Origin of the sequence: Streptomyces sp. NPDC087270 (genome assembly GCF_044744625.1) — a bacterium.
GTDB lineage: Bacteria > Actinomycetota > Actinomycetes > Streptomycetales > Streptomycetaceae > Actinacidiphila.
This window is the reverse complement of record NZ_JBIUYR010000024.1, coordinates 71,176-91,218: the sequence shown is the minus strand read 5'-3', so window position 1 is coordinate 91,218 and position 20,043 is coordinate 71,176. Positions and strand designations below refer to the sequence as shown.

Annotated in this window: 19 protein-coding genes and 3 pseudogenes; 14 read left to right on the top strand and 8 right to left on the bottom strand. The window is 73.0% G+C overall.

What is annotated here, in order from left to right; all coding sequences use genetic code 11:
* Positions 1 to 165 precede the first annotated feature (165 nt).
* From ACIPAE_RS35105 to ACIPAE_RS35095, 3 genes are read left to right on the top strand one after another with little or no spacing between them, the layout of a single operon-like run.
* The gene (locus ACIPAE_RS35105; RefSeq protein ID WP_329361868.1) at positions 166 to 1,881 is read left to right on the top strand and encodes an IlvD/Edd family dehydratase; all 1,716 of its coding nucleotides are present in this window, start codon (positions 166 to 168) and stop codon (positions 1,879 to 1,881) included.
* A complete protein-coding gene (locus ACIPAE_RS35100; RefSeq protein ID WP_402450876.1) occupies positions 1,881 to 2,834 on the top strand; it encodes a dihydrodipicolinate synthase family protein in 954 nt (317 codons plus the stop codon). The genes ACIPAE_RS35105 and ACIPAE_RS35100 overlap by 1 nt, the downstream gene beginning before the upstream one ends.
* Positions 2,831 to 3,586 carry an SDR family NAD(P)-dependent oxidoreductase gene (locus tag ACIPAE_RS35095; protein ID WP_402450875.1) on the top strand — a complete coding sequence of 252 codons (756 nt, stop codon included), beginning with the start codon at positions 2,831 to 2,833 and terminating at the stop codon, positions 3,584 to 3,586. Before ACIPAE_RS35100 ends, ACIPAE_RS35095 begins: the two co-directional genes overlap by 4 nt.
* A gap of 76 nt (positions 3,587 to 3,662) precedes the next feature.
* Here the strand turns inward: ACIPAE_RS35095 and ACIPAE_RS35090 are convergent, their stop codons facing one another.
* Positions 3,663 to 3,797: a hypothetical protein gene (locus ACIPAE_RS35090; protein ID WP_402450873.1), complete on the bottom strand. Its 135-nt coding sequence runs from the start codon at positions 3,795 to 3,797 to the stop codon at positions 3,663 to 3,665.
* 448 nt (positions 3,798 to 4,245) lie between these two features.
* Between ACIPAE_RS35090 and ACIPAE_RS35085 the strand changes: the two genes are divergently transcribed.
* Positions 4,246 to 4,551: a hypothetical protein gene (locus ACIPAE_RS35085; RefSeq protein ID WP_402450872.1), complete on the top strand. Its 306-nt coding sequence runs from the start codon at positions 4,246 to 4,248 to the stop codon at positions 4,549 to 4,551.
* On the opposite strand, the pseudogene ACIPAE_RS35080 reads toward ACIPAE_RS35085, so the two are convergent.
* Positions 4,548 to 5,125 (bottom strand): annotated as a pseudogene (locus ACIPAE_RS35080) (IS5 family transposase); the annotation flags it as partial. The gene ACIPAE_RS35085 and the pseudogene ACIPAE_RS35080 sit on opposite strands and share 4 nt — an antisense overlap.
* A gap of 529 nt (positions 5,126 to 5,654) precedes the next feature.
* Here ACIPAE_RS35080 and ACIPAE_RS35075 point away from each other — a divergent pair.
* From ACIPAE_RS35075 to ACIPAE_RS35065, 3 genes are read left to right on the top strand one after another with little or no spacing between them, the layout of a single operon-like run.
* Positions 5,655 to 6,992 carry a hypothetical protein gene (locus ACIPAE_RS35075; RefSeq protein WP_402450870.1) on the top strand — a complete coding sequence of 446 codons (1,338 nt, stop codon included), beginning with the start codon at positions 5,655 to 5,657 and terminating at the stop codon, positions 6,990 to 6,992.
* A gap of 50 nt (positions 6,993 to 7,042) precedes the next feature.
* Complete coding sequence (locus ACIPAE_RS35070; protein ID WP_402450868.1) at positions 7,043 to 9,172, top strand: tetratricopeptide repeat protein; 2,130 nt, start codon at positions 7,043 to 7,045, stop codon at positions 9,170 to 9,172.
* A 3-nt stretch (positions 9,173 to 9,175) separates the two neighbouring features.
* Positions 9,176 to 9,748: a flavin reductase family protein gene (locus ACIPAE_RS35065; protein ID WP_329361845.1), complete on the top strand. Its 573-nt coding sequence runs from the start codon at positions 9,176 to 9,178 to the stop codon at positions 9,746 to 9,748.
* 143 nt (positions 9,749 to 9,891) lie between these two features.
* Here ACIPAE_RS35065 and ACIPAE_RS35060 read toward each other — a convergent pair whose 3' ends face one another.
* Together ACIPAE_RS35060 and ACIPAE_RS35055 are read right to left on the bottom strand one after the other, a co-directional pair.
* A complete protein-coding gene (locus tag ACIPAE_RS35060) occupies positions 9,892 to 10,668 on the bottom strand; it encodes an AfsR/SARP family transcriptional regulator (protein WP_329373624.1) in 777 nt (258 codons plus the stop codon).
* 692 nt (positions 10,669 to 11,360) lie between these two features.
* Positions 11,361 to 12,083, bottom strand: a complete 723-nt coding sequence (locus ACIPAE_RS35055; protein ID WP_402450865.1) for a sulfite exporter TauE/SafE family protein — start codon at positions 12,081 to 12,083, stop codon at positions 11,361 to 11,363.
* Between the two features lie 415 nt (positions 12,084 to 12,498).
* Between ACIPAE_RS35055 and ACIPAE_RS35050 the strand changes: the two genes are divergently transcribed.
* Positions 12,499 to 12,909, top strand: coding sequence for a hypothetical protein (locus tag ACIPAE_RS35050; RefSeq protein WP_402450862.1), 411 nt, complete (start codon positions 12,499 to 12,501; stop codon positions 12,907 to 12,909).
* 60 nt (positions 12,910 to 12,969) lie between these two features.
* On the opposite strand, the gene ACIPAE_RS35045 is transcribed toward ACIPAE_RS35050, so the two are convergent.
* Positions 12,970 to 13,455, bottom strand: a complete 486-nt coding sequence (locus ACIPAE_RS35045; protein ID WP_329361841.1) for a nitroreductase family deazaflavin-dependent oxidoreductase — start codon at positions 13,453 to 13,455, stop codon at positions 12,970 to 12,972.
* 149 nt (positions 13,456 to 13,604) lie between these two features.
* Between ACIPAE_RS35045 and ACIPAE_RS35040 the strand changes: the two genes are divergently transcribed.
* Complete coding sequence (locus ACIPAE_RS35040; protein ID WP_402450860.1) at positions 13,605 to 14,282, top strand: GntR family transcriptional regulator; 678 nt, start codon at positions 13,605 to 13,607, stop codon at positions 14,280 to 14,282.
* A gap of 65 nt (positions 14,283 to 14,347) precedes the next feature.
* On the opposite strand, the pseudogene ACIPAE_RS35035 reads toward ACIPAE_RS35040, so the two are convergent.
* Positions 14,348 to 14,827 (bottom strand): annotated as a pseudogene (locus ACIPAE_RS35035) (FCD domain-containing protein); the annotation flags it as partial.
* Positions 14,828 to 15,094: 267 nt separating this feature from the next.
* On the opposite strand from ACIPAE_RS35035, the gene ACIPAE_RS35030 reads away from it, so the two are divergent.
* The 4 genes and pseudogenes from ACIPAE_RS35030 (at position 15,095) to ACIPAE_RS35015 (ending at position 17,772) form a co-directional block, all read left to right on the top strand.
* On the top strand, positions 15,095 to 16,120 hold the full coding sequence (locus tag ACIPAE_RS35030; protein WP_402450858.1) for an amidohydrolase family protein: 1,026 nt from the start codon (positions 15,095 to 15,097) through the stop codon (positions 16,118 to 16,120).
* 79 nt (positions 16,121 to 16,199) lie between these two features.
* Positions 16,200 to 16,383: pseudogene (locus ACIPAE_RS35025) on the top strand (4-carboxy-4-hydroxy-2-oxoadipate aldolase/oxaloacetate decarboxylase); the annotation flags it as partial.
* A 32-nt stretch (positions 16,384 to 16,415) separates the two neighbouring features.
* On the top strand, positions 16,416 to 16,850 hold the full coding sequence (locus tag ACIPAE_RS35020) for an amidohydrolase family protein (protein ID WP_402450856.1): 435 nt from the start codon (positions 16,416 to 16,418) through the stop codon (positions 16,848 to 16,850).
* Positions 16,843 to 17,772, top strand: coding sequence for a hypothetical protein (locus tag ACIPAE_RS35015; protein ID WP_402450854.1), 930 nt, complete (start codon positions 16,843 to 16,845; stop codon positions 17,770 to 17,772). Before ACIPAE_RS35020 ends, ACIPAE_RS35015 begins: the two co-directional genes overlap by 8 nt.
* Before the next feature lie 180 nt (positions 17,773 to 17,952).
* Here ACIPAE_RS35015 and ACIPAE_RS35010 read toward each other — a convergent pair whose 3' ends face one another.
* Both ACIPAE_RS35010 and ACIPAE_RS35005 read right to left on the bottom strand, forming a co-directional pair.
* The gene (locus tag ACIPAE_RS35010) at positions 17,953 to 18,468 is read right to left on the bottom strand and encodes a putative immunity protein (protein ID WP_366412997.1); all 516 of its coding nucleotides are present in this window, start codon (positions 18,466 to 18,468) and stop codon (positions 17,953 to 17,955) included.
* Positions 18,465 to 19,079, bottom strand: coding sequence for a putative immunity protein (locus tag ACIPAE_RS35005; RefSeq protein ID WP_366412998.1), 615 nt, complete (start codon positions 19,077 to 19,079; stop codon positions 18,465 to 18,467). The genes ACIPAE_RS35010 and ACIPAE_RS35005 overlap by 4 nt, the downstream gene beginning before the upstream one ends.
* A gap of 301 nt (positions 19,080 to 19,380) precedes the next feature.
* On the opposite strand from ACIPAE_RS35005, the gene ACIPAE_RS35000 reads away from it, so the two are divergent.
* Positions 19,381 to 19,800, top strand: a complete 420-nt coding sequence (locus tag ACIPAE_RS35000) for a hypothetical protein (protein ID WP_366412999.1) — start codon at positions 19,381 to 19,383, stop codon at positions 19,798 to 19,800.
* The last annotated feature ends 243 nt before the right edge of the window (positions 19,801 to 20,043 follow it).

Here is a 20,043-nt window from a genome sequence, read left to right as displayed (position 1 = left end):
TTCGCTATGACGGACTCCATGGCCGTGCCTTCGCTGCCGGGAGCGGTCGGATCGAGCGACCACTCCGTTCAGGAGAGTGGACCCCAGAAAACCGGAAGGTGTGGCGGCGATGCGTGACCGGATCACCACGAAACGCGCGGGCAGGTCTCTTGTGGGGAGCCGGACATGAGCCCCCTGCGGAGTTCGGCCTGGTGGGACGAGCCCGGCAAGGCCGGCTTCATCGCCCGCCACCACATGCGCCAACTCGGGCTCACCCGAGACCAGTTGCGCGGGAAGCCGGTGGTGGGCATCTGCAACAGCTGGTCCGAACTGTCCCCGTGCAACGCGCACCTGCGGGTGCTGGCCGAATCCGTGCGCCGCGGGATCACCGCCGCGGGCGGCCTGGCCCTGGAGTTCCCGACGATGTCCATCGGCGAGCCCCTGATGCGGCCCACGTCGATGATGTTCCGCAACCTGATGAGCATGGACGTCGAGGAGACCATCCGCGCCAACCCCCTGGACGCGGTGGTGCTCCTTGGCGGCTGCGACAAGACGCTGCCCGCGCAGCTCATGGGAGCGGTGAGCGTCGACCTGCCTGCCATCGCGCTGTCCGGCGGCCCGATGCTGACCGGACGCTTCCGGGGCCGGACGGTCGGCTCCGGCACCGACATCTGGCGGATGAGCGAGGAGTTGCGCGCAGGCCGCATCACGCAGTCCGACTTCGACGAGTTCGAAGGCTGCCTCGCCCGCTCGGCCGGCCACTGCATGACGATGGGCACCGCCTCCACCATGGGCTGCGTCACCGAAGCCCTCGGGCTCTCGCTGCCCGGCGCCGCCGCCCTGCCCGCCGCCGACGCCCGCCGCGCCCAACTCGCCGAGGAGTCCGGCGCCCGCGCGGTCGAACTCGCCCGCGAGGGACTGCGCCCGTCGGACATCCTCACCGAGAGGGCCTTCACCAACGCCGTCGTCGTCAACGCCGCCATCGGCGGCTCGACCAACGCGGTACTGCACCTGCTCGCGATCGCGGGCCGGGCGGGCGTGCCCCTCACACTCGACGACATCGACACCCTGGGCCGCCGGGTGCCGCTGCTCGCCGACCTGATGCCCAGCGGCCGCTTCCTCATGGAGGACTTCGCCTACGCCGGCGGCCTTCCCGCGCTCATGGCCGAACTCGGCGATCTGCTGGACCACGACGCGCCGACCGTCAACGGGCGGACCCTCGGCGCGAACATCCAAGGCCATCAGGTCTGGAACCGCGAGGTGATCCGCCCGGTCGACGATCCCGTCCAGCCCGTCGGCAGCGGCACCGTGGTGCTGCGCGGGAACCTGGCACCGGACGGCGCGGTGCTCAAGCAGTCCGCGGCCTCGCCGCACCTGCTCCGCCACCGCGGCCCCGCCCTGGTCTTCGACGACATCGAGGAGTACCTGCGCGCCGCCGACGACCCCGACCTGCCGGTGGACGCCGGCACGGTCCTCGTCGTCCGCAACCTCGGCCCGCGCGGCTACCCGGGCATGCCCGAACTCGGCAACCTGCCCATGCCCGCCAAGCTGCTGGCCGCGGGCGTCACCGACATGGTCCGCATCTCCGACGCGCGGATGAGCGGCACCGCCTACGGCACCGTCATCCTGCACGTGGCACCGGAGTCCTCCGTCGGAGGGCCGCTCGCCCTGGTACGCACCGGCGACACGATCGAACTCGACGTCGCCGCCCGCAGCCTGCGCGTGGACGTCACCGACACCGAACTCGCCGAACGCCGCGCCGCGTGGACCGCCCCGCAGCGCACGGACACCCGCGGCTGGACGCGGCTGTACGTCGACCGCGTCCTGCAAGCCGACCGCGGCGTCGACCTCGACTTCCTGGTCGGCGGGTCCGGCGACCAGCCCGGAAAGGTGCCCTTCTGATGAGCGTGCCCCCGACCACCGGCGCCGACCTGCTGCGCGGGGTGATGCCCGTCCTCGAAGTGCCCTTCACCGCGGGCGGCGACCTCGACCTCGACAGCTTCGACCGCCTGGTGCGCCACGTCCTGGACACCGGCGTCACCGCCGTCATGTTCCCCGGCTTCGCCAGCGAGTTCCACAAGCTGAGCGACGCCGAACGGGACCTGCTCACCGCCCGCCTGCTCGACCTCACCTCGGCCCGCCCCGACGTGGCGGCCGTGGTGTCGATCCCCGACCACGCCACCCGCCTCGCGGTCGAGCGCGCCACCGCCGCCGTGGACGCCGGCGCCGACGCGATCAACCTCCTGCCGCCGCACTTCCTCGCCCCTCCGGCCGACGAGGTGCGCCGGCACGTGACGGCGATCCTGACCGCTGTCGCCCCCACGCCCGTGGTCCTCCAGTACGCCCCCGCGCAGACCGGGTCGTCCTTCACCGCGGACGCCCTGCGCGCCCTGGCCGCGGACCACCCGAACCTGGTGGCCGTCAAGATCGAGACGCCGCTGCCGGGCCGGCTCGCGGAGGACCTCGCGGCCGGCACCCCGGGCTTGCGCTCCTTCACCGGCTACGCCGGACTCCAACTGGCCGACGGGCTGCGGCGGGGCGTCGACGGCGTGCAGCCGGGATGCTCCTTCACGGAGATCTACCAGGAGATCTGGCGGCTGTGGCATTCCGGCGACGAGGCCCAGGCCCTGCGCCTCCACGCCCGCCTGGTGCCCTACCTTGCGTACTGGATGCAGGAGGTGGAGTTGATCATCATGGTGGAGAAGGTCGTCTCGGCCCGCCGCGGACTCATCGACGACCCCCATTGCCGCCATCCGGCGCGCAGCCTGGACCCGCAGGAGATCGGCGGCATCGACCGGTTCCTGGCCGAGTTCGACGCGCTCCTGCGGCCCCGGCGGAACAGGAGCGCATCATGACGGATCTCACCGGCCACCGCGTACTCGTCACGGGTGCCGCACGGGGGATCGGCGCGGCCGTCGCGGCCGCGGTCGTCGACGCCGGCGGCCGCGCCGGCCTGCTGGACATCGACGCGGACGGCGTCCGGGCGACCGCCCGCCGCCTCGGCGCGTCGGCCGCGTCGGCCCCCTGCGACATCACCGACGAGGAGCAGGTCGCCGCGGCGGTGGCGGCACTGAGCGCGGAACTCGGCCCCTTCACCGGGCTGGTCAACAACGCCGGGCGCAACTCCTACGCCGACCCGGTCGCGATGACGACCAGCCAGTGGGACGAGGTGTTCGGCGTCGACCTCAAGGGGGCCTGGCTCACCGCCCGCGCCGTGCTGCCCCCCATGCTCGACGCCCGACGCGGCTCGATCGTCAACATCGCCTCCATGCACGCCAGCCTCACCTGCCCGGGGATGTTCCCGTACGCCGCGGCCAAGTCCGGCCTGGTCGGCCTCACCCGCAGCCTCGCACTGGAGGTCGGCCCGCAAGGGGTACGGGTCAACGCGGTCAGCCCCGGCTACATCGAGACCGACCTGCTCGCGGAGTACTTCGCGCAGAGCGCGCCGGAGGTGCGCCAGGACGCGCTGGACAAGCACATCCTCGGCCGGCTCGGCACGCCCGCGGACGTCGCCGCCGTGGTGGTCTTCCTGCTCTCCGACGCGGCAGGCTTCGTCACCGGCGCGGACTGGCCGGTGGACGGCGGCGTGTCCGCCCGGTTCGCCTGAACTCCCCACCGGGCCACCGGCCGGCGGCCACCGCGTGCCGCCGGCCGGTGGGCGCCCGGCTGTGGGGCGCCCCTCCTCAGCCGCCGGCCCGGCCCTCCGGACCCGCGCCCGCCGGTTGCCGGTGCAGCAGGCGGCCCACGGCCTTGCTGACGCCGGCGTAGTGGTGGTCGTTCTCGATCTCGCCGGCCACCGTGTACTCCCGCATCACCATGATGCGGTCGGCGAGCGAGGCGCTCTACCTCAACGACGGGTCGTTCTGGAACGGCACCGCAGACCAGGGTGGCGACGCTGGTGAGGGCCAGGAAGTGCTAGCGGCGGTGGGGACGTCGGCTGTGACAGAGTTGGCGGATGGATCTGGGCCAGGGTTGGGCGGCCGTTCTCGCCGGCGGCATCGGCATGGTCGGGGCGCTCGGCGGGTCGCTGGTCGGCGGCTGGGCGGCCGTTCGGGGCGCGCGGGACGCGGCCGGCGCTGAACGCGGAGGCGATCCGGCGGCAGGTCGCCGACCAGGCGATGAGCGAGCATCGGCACTGGGTGCGGCAGGAGAGGCAGAAGGCGTACCGAGAGGTGCTGGACGCCTACGCCGGGGTGACGCCGCTTATGGGCCATCCATGAGTCGCTGGCGTCGCAGGACGAGAGCGAATGGCCGGGACGGCTGGACTTGACCGAGCAGTTCGATGTTTTGAACTCGGCCTGCAGCCGACTGGTTCTGCTCGGCCCGGCGCCCGTCGCGGAGGCAGGGAACGCCCTGAGCATCGTGCTGCACGAGGTCGAGAGGAGTTTCATGCAGCTGGTGGCCATCGGGCCCGGTACGCCGCTGTCCGGGAGCGACCGGGACCGGGCGGTGGCGTCGATGCGGACGGCGGTGAAGGAGCTGCGGGTCGCCTACATCGCATTCATGAGGGCAAGTCAGCGGGTGCTCATAGACGCAGTGGTGGTCGACGGGACCGTGGAAGGCACGGGCTAGGAAGCACCTCGTTCGGTGAGTCCGCGGTAGCAGATCAGCGTGCGGGCGGTGCCGGTGAAGGCCAGGAAGTGTTCGGCTTCGCGTTCGTAGCGGCGGTGGAGACGGCGGCAGCCGGCGAGCCGGGACGTGGTGCGCTCCACGGGCCAGCGGTGGCGGCCGAGTCATTGGGAGGACTCCACGCCCTTGCGGGCGACACGCGCGCGGTGATGCCGCGTTGCTGTAACCATCGACGCAGGTGGTCGTGGTCGTAGCCCTTGTCGGCGTGCAGCTTGCCGGGTTTGCGCCGGGCCCGGCCGCGGCGGGAGCCGGTCGGCGCGATGCCCTTCACCAGCGGGATAAGGGCCTTGCCGTCGTGCAGTTTGGCCGCAGAGATCGCCACAGCCAGGGGCAGACCGCCCCGATCGGTGATCAAGTGGACCCTCGAGCCGTACTTGCACCGATCGACGGGATTCGGGCCCGGCAGGTCACTTTTTACAAGGCCCGCATGTTGACCGAGTCGATCGCGCATCGAGACCGGCCCAACTCGCCGCGCGCCCAGTTCGTCCAGGACCAGGCGGTGGGGCTTGGCCCAGATGTGGACCGCCACGACGACCGCCGACTTCAACGACGCGCGCAACCGCTACCGCAACACCAGCGGGAAGATCGCCGGTTAAGCGGTCGGCATCTTTGCCAACGTCAACGGCGGTTCGGGGCGGAACTGGCATCCGGCGGGCAAGGCCTGTCTGTGCACCACCCTGTTCGACCGCTACCAGTACACCCAGGACGCCGCCTATCCGGCGAAGATCCGCCCCCCGCGGCGGGACCGGCCGCACGCGGAGGGCACGGTTTGGCGGGAGTTTGGTGAGGTTCTGGAGGGCCCGCCGAAGGTGAGGAAGCACGTTCCGTTTCCCACTCCAGGAGGTCAGCGATGAAGAAGATCGTGATCCGCAAGGCCGGTCCCGTCCGTCTCACGACCGCGGGCTGCCACACCTACCCGACTGCCTGATCCAGGCCGAGGGTACGCCGCCGTCCAGCAGCCTGCTGCCGGGCGGCGGCGCGCGCCCCCCATCTGCCAGCGGGGCACATCGCCCCTGCGGACGGCCGCGGAGAAGCGAGGTCGAGCGGTGCCGGAACAGATCACCAGCAGTCAGGGCACGAGCAGTCAGGTCACCAGCAGTCAGGGCACGAGCGGTCAGGCGCCCGGCGGCCCGGCCGTCAGCAGCGAGGCCACCACCGGTCAGGCCGTCGACGGACAGGCCACCGGTCAGAGCACGCGGAAGCCGATCCTCTTCCACCCGCTGGTCTATCTCGAAGACGGCGACGGTGTGACGATCGGCCGGGCGGACATCGACTCGTACGCGATCTTCCCGCCGGACGGCGCCCAACTCGTGCGCTGGCTCGAAGGCGGCGCGACCGCCGACGAGGCCGCCCGCCGCTACCGCGACACCTACGGTGAGAGCGCGGACGTCGAGGACGTCCTGGCGGCGCTGGAGGAACTGGGCTTCACCAGGACCGTCGACGAGGAGCCCGCCGAGACGGCCCCGCTGCGGTGGCAGCGCCTGGGCCGGGCGACGTTCTCGCCGTACGCCTGGTTCTGCTACGCGGCACTGGCGGTGACCGCCGTGGTGCTGATGGCGCGTTCGCCCAGCCTGGTGCCGCGCTCGCACGACCTCGTCTTCAGCTCGTACTACTCCCTGGTGAACCTGACGCTGCTGGTCGCGGTCACCCCGCTGATCGCGCTGCACGAGATCTTCCACGCGCTGGCCGGCCGCCGGCTCGCCATCCGCTCACGGCTGTCGATCTCCTACCGCTTCTACTTCCTGGTGGTCGAGACCGCCCTCGACGGGCTGGTGGCGGTGCCCCGGCGCAAGCGGTACCTGCCGATCCTCGCGGGCATGCTCGCCGATGTCCTGGTGCTGTGCGCGCTGGTGGTCCTCGCCGACGTCCTCGGTGGGACGGGCAGCCACCCGTCCCTGGCCGGCCGGGTCTGCCTGGGCGTGGCCTTCGCCACCTTCACCCGCCTGCTCTGGCAGTTCTTCTTCTACCTGCGCACCGACATCTACGTCCTGATCACCACCATGCTCGGCAACGTGGACCTGCACGGCGTCGCCCTGCGGACCCTGCGCAACCGGGTCAACCGCCTCCTCGGCCGGCGCGACAAGATCACCGACCTGAGCACGGCGCATCCGGTGGACCTCAAGGCGGCCCGCTGGTACGCGTGGCTCGTGCTGGCCGGCTACACCATCAGCCTCAGCACCACGCTCTTCGCGCTGCTGCCGGTCTTCGTGCACATGTGCGTGAACTCCGTGGAGCGCTTCACCTCGGGCGGGGCGAGCGCCCTGCGGCTGCTGGACTCGGTGGTCTTCCTGGTCCTGCTGCTCACGCAGACGCTGCTCCCGCTGTGGATCGCCCTCAGGGACCGCGCCCGCCGCCGATCCGAAGCCGTCCACGTCGTCGCCTGACGGCCGCACGCCCGGAGCACAGCTCACCTCGTCGCTCGAAAGGCAGGCTCATGAGTAGCCACTACTGGATACAGGCGCCGTTGCGCGCCGACCGTGACCGGCTGATCAGGGGTCTGTCGCTGCCGCCCCTGCTCGCGACGGTCAGCGCGCACCGCCACCTGCGCGGACCGTACACGGCCGTCGGGACCCTCCTGCGGGCGATCGCCCCGGAGGCGCTGCGGCGCGACCCGGAACTCGCGCGGCGGCACCGCATCGAACTCCAGGAGACGACACCCGAACTGGCCGGCCTGGTACCGGCGATCCACCGGCCCCTGGAGGCGAGCGCCACCGGGCCGGTCGCGGTCAGCCGGTACCCCGCGCGACTGCACTCGCTGCGCATCTCGCACGGCCTGGTCGACTTCCTCGAAAGCCACCTCGGCGGCCTCGGCGGGGCCCCGCAGACGCTGGTGGTGCACGATGTCGAACACGCCGACGCCACCGACCAGGAGTTCCTGGCCGTGCTGCTGCGACGGGTCCCCGCCCGGCTGCTGACCGTCGTGGTCGCCACCGGCCCCGACACACCGCCGTCGCGGCCGGGCCCGATCTCCGAGGACCTGCCCCGGGCCCTGCTCGCCCACACCGAGCGGATCACCGCGCCCGGCCGGATGCCGGAGCCCGCCGCGGCCCGACCGGCCGCCGCCGCCCCCACGCCGGACGAACTCGCCCGCGCCTACACCGAGTCCGACGGCGTCGCGGACGACCCGGCGACGGTCGCGGCGTACGAAGCCCTGGACCCGGCAAGCCGCGCGGCGCTGCACGACGCCCGCGCCGCCGTACTGGCCCCCATGACCGAGGCCCAACCGTCCCTGCGGCTGGGCGCCTTGGCCTACCACCTGGAACGCGGCAGTGACCGCGGCACCGCCGGCGTCGAGGCACTGCGCTGGGCGCAGACCCGCTGCAAGTACCTCGGTCTGTACGGGACCGCGGTGGAGTACGGCGAGCGCGGGCTGCTGCTGGTGGAGGCGGCGCAACAGCCCGACGCCTGGTGGGAGTTCACCCGGGACACCGCGGTCTCGCTCGCGGCGGCGGGCCGGGCCGAGGAGTCCGCGGCCCTCCAGGACGCCGCCCGGCGCACCAGCATCGACCCGGCCGTGCACATGAAACTCGCCTACGAGACCGGCATGCTCTACGCCCGCCACTTCAGCCCGGACAAGCGCGATCCGGGGCTGGCCAGGGCCTGGATCAACCAGGCGATCGCCATCGCCTCGGTGCTGGAGGACCCGCAGGAGCGTACGTTCTTCTCCGTCTTCAACCGCAACGGGCTCGCCCTCGTCGCCACCCGCACCGGCGGCACCGACGAGGCGCTGAAGCTGCTCGACGAGGGCATCGAGCGGCTGGACAGGGAACTCGGCCTCGGCGAGCGCAGCTGGCACCGGGTGGGGCTGCGCTACAACCGGGCCCAGGTCCACACGATGAGCGGCCGGCTGGAGGAGGCACTGGCGGACTACGCCATCGTGATGGCCATCGACGACGACTTCTCCGACCACTACTTCAACCGCGGCAACATCCTGCGCCGCCTGGGCCGCACCGAGGAGGCGCTCGCCGACTACGAGCACGCGCTGACGCTGGAACCGCCCTTCCCCGAGGCGCACTACAACTGCGGTGACGCCCGGCTGGAGCTCGGGGACATCGAGGGCGCGCTCGCCGAGTTCGACCGCACCCTGGTGCTGGACCCCGGCAACGTGGACGCGCTGTTGAACCGGGCGGGGGTGCACGCCGAACTCGGCGACCCGCAGGCCGCGCTGCGCGATGTCGCGGCGGGCCTCGACGTGGACCCCGGCAACGCCCATCTACTCACGCTCAAGGGCCGGTTGCTGGCCGAGCAGGGCGAATCGGGACCCGCGCTCGACGCGCTCGGCGCGGCTCTGGAAAGCGCCCCCGACCTCGCCGAGGCGTGGGCGGTCAGGGCCGAGATCGCCTTCGGCGCGGGCGATCTGGACCGGGCGACGGCCGACTTCGACCGGGCGGTCGGAATCGGCGGCGGCGCCGCCATCCGCTACAACCGGGGCCTGGTGCACGAGGCGGCGGGCCGCTTCGCCGACGCCGTGAGCGACTTCGCGGCCGTACTGGAGGAGACCGACGACGAGGAAGCCCGGGTCCACCACGCCTCGTGCCTGCGCGCCGAGCGGGCCGGGGTGTAGGCGGTGCCGCCGGGAGGGGACGCGGCGCTGACCGCGGTCTTCACCGAGAGCATGGCCCGGCTCGCGTCCGCGGTGGCCGTGGTCACCGTACGGCGGGCCGACGGCGCGCCGTGCGGGCTGCTGGTCTCCTCGGTCTGCTCCTACAGCGTGGCGCCGCCCTCCGTGCTGGTCGCCGTCGCCGAGTCCGCCCGCGCCTGCCCGGCGCTGGCGGTCGTCGGCGCGGCCTTCGGCGTCCATCTGCTGAGCGCCGCGGACCGCGCGACGGCCGAGCTCTTCGCCCGCCGGGGAGCGGACAAGTTCGCCCACACGCGGTGGAGTTGGGACGGGCCGGTGCCGCGTCTCGCGGACGTGCCGTCGTATCTGCGGTGTGTGTCCACCGCGGTCCTCCACCACGGCGACCACGCCGTGGTGGTCGGCGAGGTGGTGCGCTGCGTGCCGGCACCGGCGGAGGACGATCCCCTGGTCCACTACCGGCGGCGGTTCGGGTGGCGGCTGGCGGCGCCGGAGGACCAGGGGGGCGCCGCGAGGGCGGGGGAGGTCGCGGGGGAGCGGGACCAGGTGGCGGCGCCACGGTGACCGGGCCCCTGTCGTCGCGGATGTCTCCGTCCCGGTCAGCGTCTTCGTCGCCGCCGGCGCGCGGAGGCCCGCCCTTGCCCGGAGTTCCGCCCTCGCCCGGGTCCTCGTCCTCGTCCCCGTCCCCGTCCCCGTGCCGCGGTCCGTCAGCGGCAGTGCAGATGCCCGGTCCCGTAGGGCTCGCGCGCTTCCAGGGCGACGAGTTGGGCCGCTCTGAGCCCCGGGCCGGGTTCGATGCCGAGTTCCGCGATCATCATGCCGCGCACCCGGGCGTAGACCGTGAGCGCCTCGGCACGGCGGCCGACCCGGCACAGCGCCCGGATCAACTGCTCGTGCAGCGACTCCCGCAGCGGATGGGCGGCGCACAACTCGTGCAGCTCACCGATGACATCGCTGATCTCGTGGCTCCTGCCCCGGCACAGCACCACGTCGATGCTGTCGCCGAGCGCCGAGAGGCGTTCCTCCTCCAACCGCACGGCGTAGGAGCCGAGTCGGCCGGAGTGCTCCAGGTCGGCGAACGGGTGCCCGCGCCAGAGTGCCAGCGCCTGGCGGAGCGCCTCGCCCGCCTGCCGACATCGTCCTTCGGCCAGGTGGCGGCGGCCGGCCGCGGTGAGGGTGCGGAACCGGTCGAGGTCGAGTTCGCCCGGTGCCACCCGCATCCGGTAGCCGTTCGCCTCGGTGCGCAGCACCGGATGGTGCCGCGGGTCGCGGTGTGCGGCACCATGCTCGGGGTCCAGGGCGCGGCGCAGTCCGGAGACGTACATCTGCAGGGTCGCGGCGGCGGCCTGCGGCGGGCGCGATCCCCACAGCCCCTCGATCAACCGGTGGGTCGGGACGGGAGCGTTGGCGGACAGCAGCAACAGGGCCAGCAGGGCCCGCTGTTTGAGCGCGCTGGGGGTGCGGGGCAGGCCGTTCCGGAGCATCGTCACCGGTCCCAGCACGAAATAGCGTGGGCCTTCCGCTCTCGCTGCGGGGAGGATTCCGGGTGACGCTGGAGTGAGCTGACTGACCACGGCGGTCTCCGAATTCTACGAACCGGTCTGATCGTTGCGGCAGAGCTGATCCGATCGATATGCGCGCGCGGACGACGTGCGGAGAACATCCCTAGGCGAGGGCGGGAACCGAGGGGGCGACTTCTCGCCGATAAGGCGGGCCGGAGTTCATGTCACGGCCATGGGAACCAATAGCCCGGGAAATCCGCCCCGCGGGCGCGGCCGGCGGGTGAAGGGCGGGCCGACGCAGCACGTGCGAGGCGGTGCGGTGCCACGGAGGAACGCACGGCGCGCACGGAACGATGTGCCGGCCACAGTGCCCTCCCTCGAAAGAGACGTTCCCCGTGTGAGCTGATGTGGATGGAACTCTTCCACATGCCAGCCATCGCACAAAGCTGGATTCAAGACAAAAGAAGATTTGCGCCATTCCTGATATTCGATCTTGGCGGAGCGCCAACTCCCCTCGTGGGCAGCCCATTTCGTGGCCCGGAAAATCCTCGGCGGCAATGGTCGGAGGTTCCGGATGCGCTGTCCGCTGTCTCGAAATACGGCAATCCGAGCGCCGGGCCGGTGGCCGCCGGGCCGGCCGTCGAACGCCCGCTCGACCCGCGCGGGGGGCTCGTTCACCGCAGTGCGAGCAGCATTCCCACCGAGCCGACGACGAGCACCGCGTCGACCAGAAGCTCGAAGGTGCGTACGCGAAGCCGCCGCACGACCCACTTGCCGCACATGGCGCCGGTGAGCAGGGCCACCCCGATGACGAGGCCGCGGGCGACGACGGGGGGCGCGAGGACGCCGGCGGTGTCGAACGTCGCGAGCTTGCCCGTGTAGAGCAGCACCGCGCTCGCCGCCTCGGAACCCAGGAACGCGCCGCCGGTCATCCCGTATCCGGTGAACACCGGCACGCTGAGCGGCCCGGTGGACAGGACCAGCCCGGTGAGGAAGCCGACGAACGCCCCCGCGAGCGCCATGTGCCACAGCCGGACACGCACGCGTGAGCGCCGGATCAGGCGACGGATCGGGATCATCGCCAGGAAGAACCCGGCCAGGAAGACATCGACGGCGGCCGGGGGGATCGTCAGCAGGGTGTGGGCGCCGAGCACAGCGCCGGGCACGCCGGTCAGCGCGTACGCGAGCACCGGCCGCCAGCGGATCTCGCGCCACCAGGCGATCACCCGCCCGAGGTTGCCGAACACCGAGGCGATCGCCATCACCGGTACGGCGACCCGCGGCCCGTACAGCACGACGAGCACCGGCAGGAGGACCAGCGAGGAGCCGGTGCCGACGACGCCACCGAGCACACCGGCGGCGAGGGCGAGGCACGAGAGAAGGGACAGCGCGAGCATGCGGAAGGACCGTTTCTGTCCCGTCGCGGGCGCGAGCGGAACCGATCCTCCAGGCTTTTGTCCTTTGAGATGACCGCGCCCCGGTCGGCGGTGCGCGGTGGCGCCGCTCGGACCAGCCGTGCCACCCGGCACCGGAACCCTAGGCGCTGTCGGGCACGATGCTAGCGCCATGACGGGAAAGGTGCACCGGTTCGCGGCGCCCGGCACGGCACCCGCTGCGTTGGCGGAGGATCGTCCTATTGCGCCCGCTACGAGGACGATCCTCCGCCTTGCGACGCAACGGGGAGCCGGCGGGCGGATCTCGGGGCCGTCGGCCACCCGTTTTCCGTGGGAGGAAAAGGGCTGTTGGCGAGGTTCGGGCCGGTGCCAGCCTGGGTGCGTCCGAGTACGAATCCTCACTATGGGGGAGGAAGTCATGCGTGTGAACAAACGGATCACCGGCGTTCTCGCTGCCTGCTGTCTGGGCGGTGCCGCCGTCCTGGTGAGCGCCGGCAGCGCACAGGCCGCGACGAACTGCACGCTGGGCGGGGGAGGCCATCCTGACTGGCACACCTGCCACAACGTCGTCGGCGCCACGGTGTACGGCGGCCAGGGACCCAGCTCGAAGACCGACGGCACGGTGAACCTCAACGTGGTGTCCGGCCACCTGAACAGCAACCCCAGCTGGTTCGAGTGCAGGATCGACAACGGCCCCTGGAACGGCGGCGGCCCGCACCCCAACCGCTGGCTGTACACGGAGTCCGACGACGGCGGCTGGGGATGGGTCGCCGACACGGACATCTCCGACGAGACCAACCCGGTGCTGGGCTGCGGCGAGTTCGCGTAGCCGGCTCCGGCGGTACTGCCCGGCGCGGCTCCGCGCCACCCGGTCGCGGACCGGTCCCGGTCAGGCCGACGTCTCTGGTGACCTGGTCAGGAGGAAGACGCGGATCGCGCGGTCGGGGGCCCGCGTGGCGTAGGCGTCGTACGCGGGCCAGTACGCCGCGACCTTCTCCCACGCGCTCCGGCGCTCCTCGCCGGTGAGCAGCCGCGCGGTCACCGCCGTCGTACGGCCGCGGGCGGTCACCTCCGCCCGCGGCTGGGCGAGCAGGTTCGCGGACCAGCCCGGGTGGCGGTCGCCGCCCCAGTTGGAGCCGACCACGACGAGGCCGCCGCCGTGGCGGACGTACAGCACGGGGACCTGCCGGGGCTGCCCGCTGTGCCGGCCGGTCGTCGTCAGCAGCAGGGTGGACAGACCCGCCGCCGCTCCCACTCCGACCCGGCCACGGCTCAGGGCCAGCAGAACGCGGTCGGCGGGGGCCAGGAAGCGACCCAGGGCCGCCCAGGCCCGCGTGGCGCCCGGCTTCATGAGCAGCTTCCGTATCTTCGGCACAGCGGAGGCTAACACGCGTCCGCGCGGCCCGAGTGCCGGTACGGGAACCGTCTCCGCCGGCCGGCCGGCTTCGGCACGCCACGGGAGAGGCCGGAGATATATTCCAGGCGGAGAACAGGAGAACAGCAGAACTCAGCGAGGCGGTCGCAGTGGCGCAGGACCGGAAGTCGGGGCGGGCGGGGCGGAGCGCGGTGCAGCAGGGCATCCGCGAGGCGCTCGCGGCCGGAGACATGGTGCCCGGCCAGCGGCTGGTGGAGCAGGAGTTGTCGGACGGGTTCGGCGTCACCCGCAGTTCGGTCCGCGAGGCTCTCCAGGAGCTGGCCGCCGAGGGGCTGGTGGAGCTGGTGCCGAACCGGGGTGCGCGGGTGCGCGTGGTGTCGGTCGAGGACGCCGTGCTGATCACGGAGTGCCGCGCGGCGCTCGAAGTCCTGTGCGCGCGGCGGGCGGCCGTCCACGCGACGGCCGAGGACCGCACGGCGCTCCTCGACGTCGGGGAGCGCATGCGCGCGGCCGTCGCCGAAGGAGATCTGGACACCTACTCCGCCCTCAACCGCCGCCTGCACGAGCGCGTGGCCGCCGCGAGCGGTCAGACGGTGGCCGAGTCGCTGCTCGACCGGCTCAGCGCCCAGATGGTGCGTCACCAGTTCCGCCTCGCCGCCCGCGCCGGCCGCCCCGCCAGGTCGCTGCCCCAGCATCTGGCGATCATCGACGCGGTCGTGGCCGGGGACCCGGACGCCGCGCAGGAGGCGACGCGGGCGCATCTCGACAGCGTGCTGGAGGAGTTGCGAGCGACCGCTGACGGTGCTGCCTCGTCCGTCCTCGGCTGAGACGGAGCTGAGGCGGGGGCGGGGGCGGGGGCCGGGACGGGGGGCGCGCGTGGGGTGGGCCGCATCGCGAGGCGGAACCGGAAGCGCGCCATCTGCGGGTGGGGCCGCTCCAGTTGGCGCTGGGCGACGGCCCGGCCGGGGGACTCGATGACGAGCTCGTGCGGGCCGCGGTTGAGCGTGGAGTAGGTCGCGAAGGCCCCTTCGGCGACCGCCGTACGCAGGCGCTCGCCGACCTCGACCATCGCGGCGCGCTGCTCCTCGTTCGCGGTCCCGGCCGCTGTCCGCGCGCACAGGCGCTCCAGCGCGGAGGCACCCGGTGATCTTGGGGGCCTCCTCGACCGAGACCACCCTGACCCGGGCGCCCCGGTTCGGCACTGGCCCACCGGCCCACCGGCCCACCGGCCCACCAGGTCGTCGGAGGCGAGGTCGAGCAGCGCCTCGCGCACGAAGCCGCGGGTTGCCCCCGGCCGGTCGGCCGGGTCCTGCTCCACCAGCCGTTGCCCCGGCATGAGTTCGCCGACCCACAGGGCGCGCCGGATCTGGGCGCCGACGTGGCGCCGCCAGACCGCCCCCTTCCTTCGCGTGCTGGTCGCCTGTCGCCGCTTCCTCTCTCATGGGTCCCGCTCTCATGGGTCCCGCGCGGCTCGCAGGCCGCCGGCCCCAGGTCGACTCCCGTGGATCGCCCAGCCGGTTGCCGACTTTACCGTTGGCAATATTGTCAGCAATATGATGGACGACTAGCATGCGGAGCGCGACACGACAGACGAACGCCCGCCCCCAGCAGCCCTCACGACCAGCGAGGAGAGGCCGCGTTGATCATCGACTGCCACGGCCACTACACGACCGCTCCCGTCGCACTGGGCGAGTGGCGCGAGCGCCAGATCCGGGCCCTGGCCGGCTCCGGTGAGCCGCCGCGGCCCTCCGACCTGCGGACCGGCGACGACGAGATCCGCGCGACCATCGAGGCCAACCAGCTGCGGCGAATGGACGAGCGCGGCATCGACCTGACGGTCTTCTCCCCGCGTGCCTCGTTCATGGCCCACCACATCGGCGACTTCGCCGTGTCGGAGGCATGGGCGCGGTGCTGCAACGACCTGTGCGCGCGTGTCGCCGAGCTGTTCCCCGACCGCTTCGCGCCCGCCGCGATGCTGCCGCAGTCACCCGGGGCCGCCCCGGCCGGCTGCGTCCCCGAACTCGTCCGCGCGGTCGAGGAGTTGGGCGCCGTCGCGGTCAACCTCAACCCCGACCCCTCCGGCGGCCACTGGACGGCGCCGCCGCTGACCGACCGCTCCTGGTACCCGCTCTACGAGAAGATCGTCGAACTCGACGTACCGGTGATGGTGCACGTGAGCACCAGCGACAACCCCGCGTTCCACACCACCGGCGCGCACTACCTCAACGCCGGCACCACCGCCGTCATGCAGCTGATCCAGGGCGACCTGTTCGCCGACTTCCCCACGCTGCGGCTGGTCATCCCGCACGGCGGCGGCGCGGTCCCGTACCACTGGGGCCGCTTCCGCGGCCTGGCCCAGGCGCTCGGCCGGCCGGAGCCGGCCGAACACCTCCTGGGCAACGTTTACTTCGACACCTGCGTCTACCACCAGCCGGGCATCGACCTGCTGTTGAAGGTGATCCCGCACGCCAACGTGCTCTTCGCCTCGGAGATGATCGGCGCGGTCCGCGGCATCGACCCGGACACCGGGCACCACTTCGACGACACCCGCCGCTACGTCGAGCGGGCGGGCCTGTCTGCCGCGGACCTCGCGGCGATCACCGAGGGCAACGCCCGACTCGTCTATCCCCGGCTCGACGCGCGCCTGCGCGCGGCAGGACGTTGAGCCGCGCCCCGGCCCGACGGCACGTCAGGCCGGCCCGTGACAGAAATGCGTCACCGAACCACGGGAGAAAGGAAGAAGCATGCGAGAACTCGGCGTCGTCCACACGTCGATCGATCGAGCGAGCCGATCCCGGGGCCGTGGCGCGGCTGTCCGCACCGGGCGTGGCGACCGTGCACGAGGCGATGGGCCGGCACGGCCTGACGCACCCCTCCCTCCGCCCGATCCACCCCGGCGCCCGCCTGTGCGGCACCGCGCTGACGGTGCCGAGGCGCAACACATTCCGATCCGCCGGCAGATGACCGTCGAGGGAATTCCCGCGCTGCGCCGCGCATGTGAACGCCTCCCGCGCACCCGCGCGCCGCTCGACCACCGCGCGCGCCCCGACCTGTCCGACGGCGCGCCGTGCCGGCGGTCCAGGGCGCTGTCCGAGCTCGCCGGGTTCGCCGGCTCGCCTCTGAAACCGACCCGCCGGGCGAGCGGCGCCGCCCGGCACGGCGCCTCCACGGTGCCGGACTTCCTGGCCGCGCTGCTGTCCGCAGCCGGCTCCGCGCGTCTGATGTGGGCATCCGGCTTCCCCGCAGCGGAGGGCGAGCCGGCCGATCCGCCCTGCCCGGCTCGTGAGTCGCCGGTGAGCCTGCCGGCCGCGGACGCCGAGGCCGTCTTCGGCGGCACCGCCGAGCGCTTCTCCTGGGGCGTGCGGACGAGGACGAAGGAGAACGGCGATGCGTGAGTTCCGGCTGCGTACCGCGCTGGGCGCCCACCCCATTGGCGACCTGCTGCGCGCGGGCACGTTCACCGATCCTGCCGTCGGCCTGGACTTCGTCCAAGTGGCGCCGATCCACCGGGCGTTCGCGCCGATGGTGCGCGAGCAGGCGTACGACGTCAGCGAACTGGCCATCGTCACCGCACTGCAGGCGATCGCCTACGGCCACCCGATCGCGGTGCTGCCCGTCGTGGTGGCCGCGCGGTTCCAGCGCGGATGCCTGATCGCGCACCGCTCGCGGCCGATCACCGACCCGACCGGGCTGCGCGGCCGCCGGATCGGCGTGCGCTCCTACACCCAGACCACCGGGATGTGGGTGCGCGGCCACCTCGCCGAGGACTTCGGGCTGGCCGCCGAGGAGTCGCACTGGGTCACCCAGGACGAGGCGCACGTCCCTGAGTACGACGACCCGCGGTTCGTGGAGCGCACGCTGTCCGGCAGCCTCGTCGAGGCACTGCGCTCCGGCGAGGTCGACGCGGCGGTCCTCGGCAACGACCTTCCCGGCGGGGAGGAGTTCGTCCCCGTGATCGACCGGGCCGCCGAGCGGGACCGGGCGTGGTGCGCCGCCCACGGGTACGCCCCGGTCAACCACCTCGTGGCCGTCTCGACGGCGACCCTGGAGCGCGAGCCGGCGGCCGTGCGCGGCGCGTACGCGCTGCTGTGCCGGGCGGAGGAGGCCGCCGCGGGTCAGGCCGCCGCCGGGCAGGCGCCGGCTCACCCGGCCGACGAGCCACGGCTCACGATGTCGGGCCTGGAACGGCTGAACCGCCCGATCGAGGAGATCGCCGCCGCCTGCCTCGCCCAGGGACTGCTGCCCCGCCCGCTCGGCGCCGACGAGGTCTTCGAGCCGTTCCGCCGCCTGCTGGGCGCCCCACCGGCCGGGACCTGACCCGGCCACGTCCGCCGAGGTGGCGGCGCGTCCTCCCCGACCCGAGCGGCTCCGCGTCGACCGTGTGCGCCCACCACCGGACGGCGGCACCCACCACCGGACGGCGGCACCCGACAACTGGACGGCGGTGCCCGGTGATCCCCGCCGGGCCGGCCAGGGGAGGCCGTCCACGGTCCGGCTTCAGCAGTCGAACACCCACCAGCAGATGTCGTTGCGCAGCCGCTGGTCATCGAGGACGAGCTCGCGGATCGCCTCCGGGAGCCGGGCGCGCTGCCACCGGCACTCGACTCGTCCCGCGGCCTCGCTCTCGCCTTCCGGTGCCGCCGCACGTGCGGCCTTGATCGCGTAGGCGGCCGCGCCGAGCTCGTGCGCGGCGACGTGGGCGACCACCCCGGCCTGGCCGGCGGCGTACGCGGCGTGCCGGGGCGCCCCACGCAGATCCCTGGCCGTCCCCATCGCGTGCCCGCCCGCCGCGCGGGCGCGCATCATCCCGACCTCGCCACGTACCCAGGCCCGGGCGTGCTCGATCGCCTGGCGCGGTCGCGGGTCGTCGGGCCGGGCCGACTCGAAGAGGCCGAGGACGTGCTCCGCGCAGGCGGCGGCCCACAGCGCGAGGAGGCGGTGATCCGCGTCGGTGAGCGTCCCACCACGGCGGATCGTCACGAAGCGGGGGTCGCGGGCCTTCGGGAGGATCACGACGTGCCCTCCCCCCTGTCCGCATCGGCGCCGCTCGCTTCGACGGGCCCTGGTGGCCGGTCAACCGCCTGGCGCAGGGAACGGTCCAGAGCGCCCATCAGCCGGGCGACGCGACTGCTGCCGCCCGGCGCGGGCGGGTAGCGGCACAGCACATCGATGAGCATCGGTGTCGCAAGCCGCCGCGACCGTTCCAGCAGGGCGTCTCCGATCGCGGGATCACCACCCGCCGCCACCTCCCCGATCCGCGCGGCGCTCGCGCCGGCCCGCAGGATGTGGCCGACCTGGCCGGCCTGGGCGATGGGGTGCAGGTACGCGGCCGATGCGGCGTCACCGGCGGATCGCGCGGCCAGGCGCGCGGCTTCGGAGGGCGCGGACCGGGCGGCCCGATGAGCGTCGATGGAGGCGACGCGCTGCAGTTTCGTCCGGCCGGCACCGTTGATGAACACCCAGGCCGCCTCGATCGCCGCACGGGGGCGCGGATCATCGGGAACGGCCTGCTCGAAGACCGGCAGGACGCCCTCCGCGTGCCGCACCACGTAACGCGCCACGACGCGCAGTTCGTCCATCGTCAGATCGAAGTCCCCGGACACGGTGTGCGTGCTCTGCGCCATGGCCCCGAATCGTAACCCTGAACGCACCGGCGCCACGGTTCCGTCGACCGGCTCCCTTCCGGTCAGGCGGCCCACGGCCGGGAGCGGCGGAAGGAGATCCGGTGCTCCGAGGCGGGGCCGCTGGTGGCCGGCGGTGGGGCGGTTCGGGCACTCACCCCATGACCCGGCTGTTACGAGACGGTGACGAGGCGTCCACAACGCAATCGTGCGATCGGCCGTCTTATCCGGTGAGACCACACCAACGGCACTTATCACGCCTTTGGTTGATACCGCGAAGTTTCACAAGGGAACGGACAGACTCATGGTCATCACCAAGCGGAACTCCCTGCGCGTCGCCGCCCTCGGAGTCCTCACCGCGGCCTCCCTCGCCGTGGCCGGCACCGCGATGGCGGCCACCCCGGCCGCGCACGCCGCGCCCCCGGCCGCCGCGCAGTCGGCGGCGCCTGCCAAGGCCGCCATCACCGCCACGCCGTCGGTCACCTCGGTCGCCGCCTGGAAGCAGTTCCGGGTCACGGGCAAGACCACCGGTCTGAAGGCCGGCAGCAAGGTGACACTCCAGCAGAAGCAGCACGGCAAGTGGGTCTCCCTGCCCGCCTCCGCGCCCATCACCCGCAGCGGCTCCTACTCCCTGGGCGTCGAACTCGGCCTGAAGGGCAAGAACGACCTGCGCATCGTCAGCGGCAGCACGGCCTCCCCGGTGTTCCACGTCACCGTCCGCTAGAAAGCCCGCGCCGGGGACGCCCGCGGCGGTCGAGAAGGGCACCCCGGACCGGGTTCCCGACCCACCGGGCACCCGATTACGCGCCGGGCCCGGCGGCACTTGAGGTGCCGCCGGGCCCGGCCGGGGCCCGCCCCCGGGGGGCGGCGGGGGGCCAAATGCCGGACGGGGGAGGACCGTGCCCCCCCCGCCCCCGCCCCCCAGAGCGTGGGGGTGTTTTTCCGCAACCCCCCCCGCGCGCCCGAG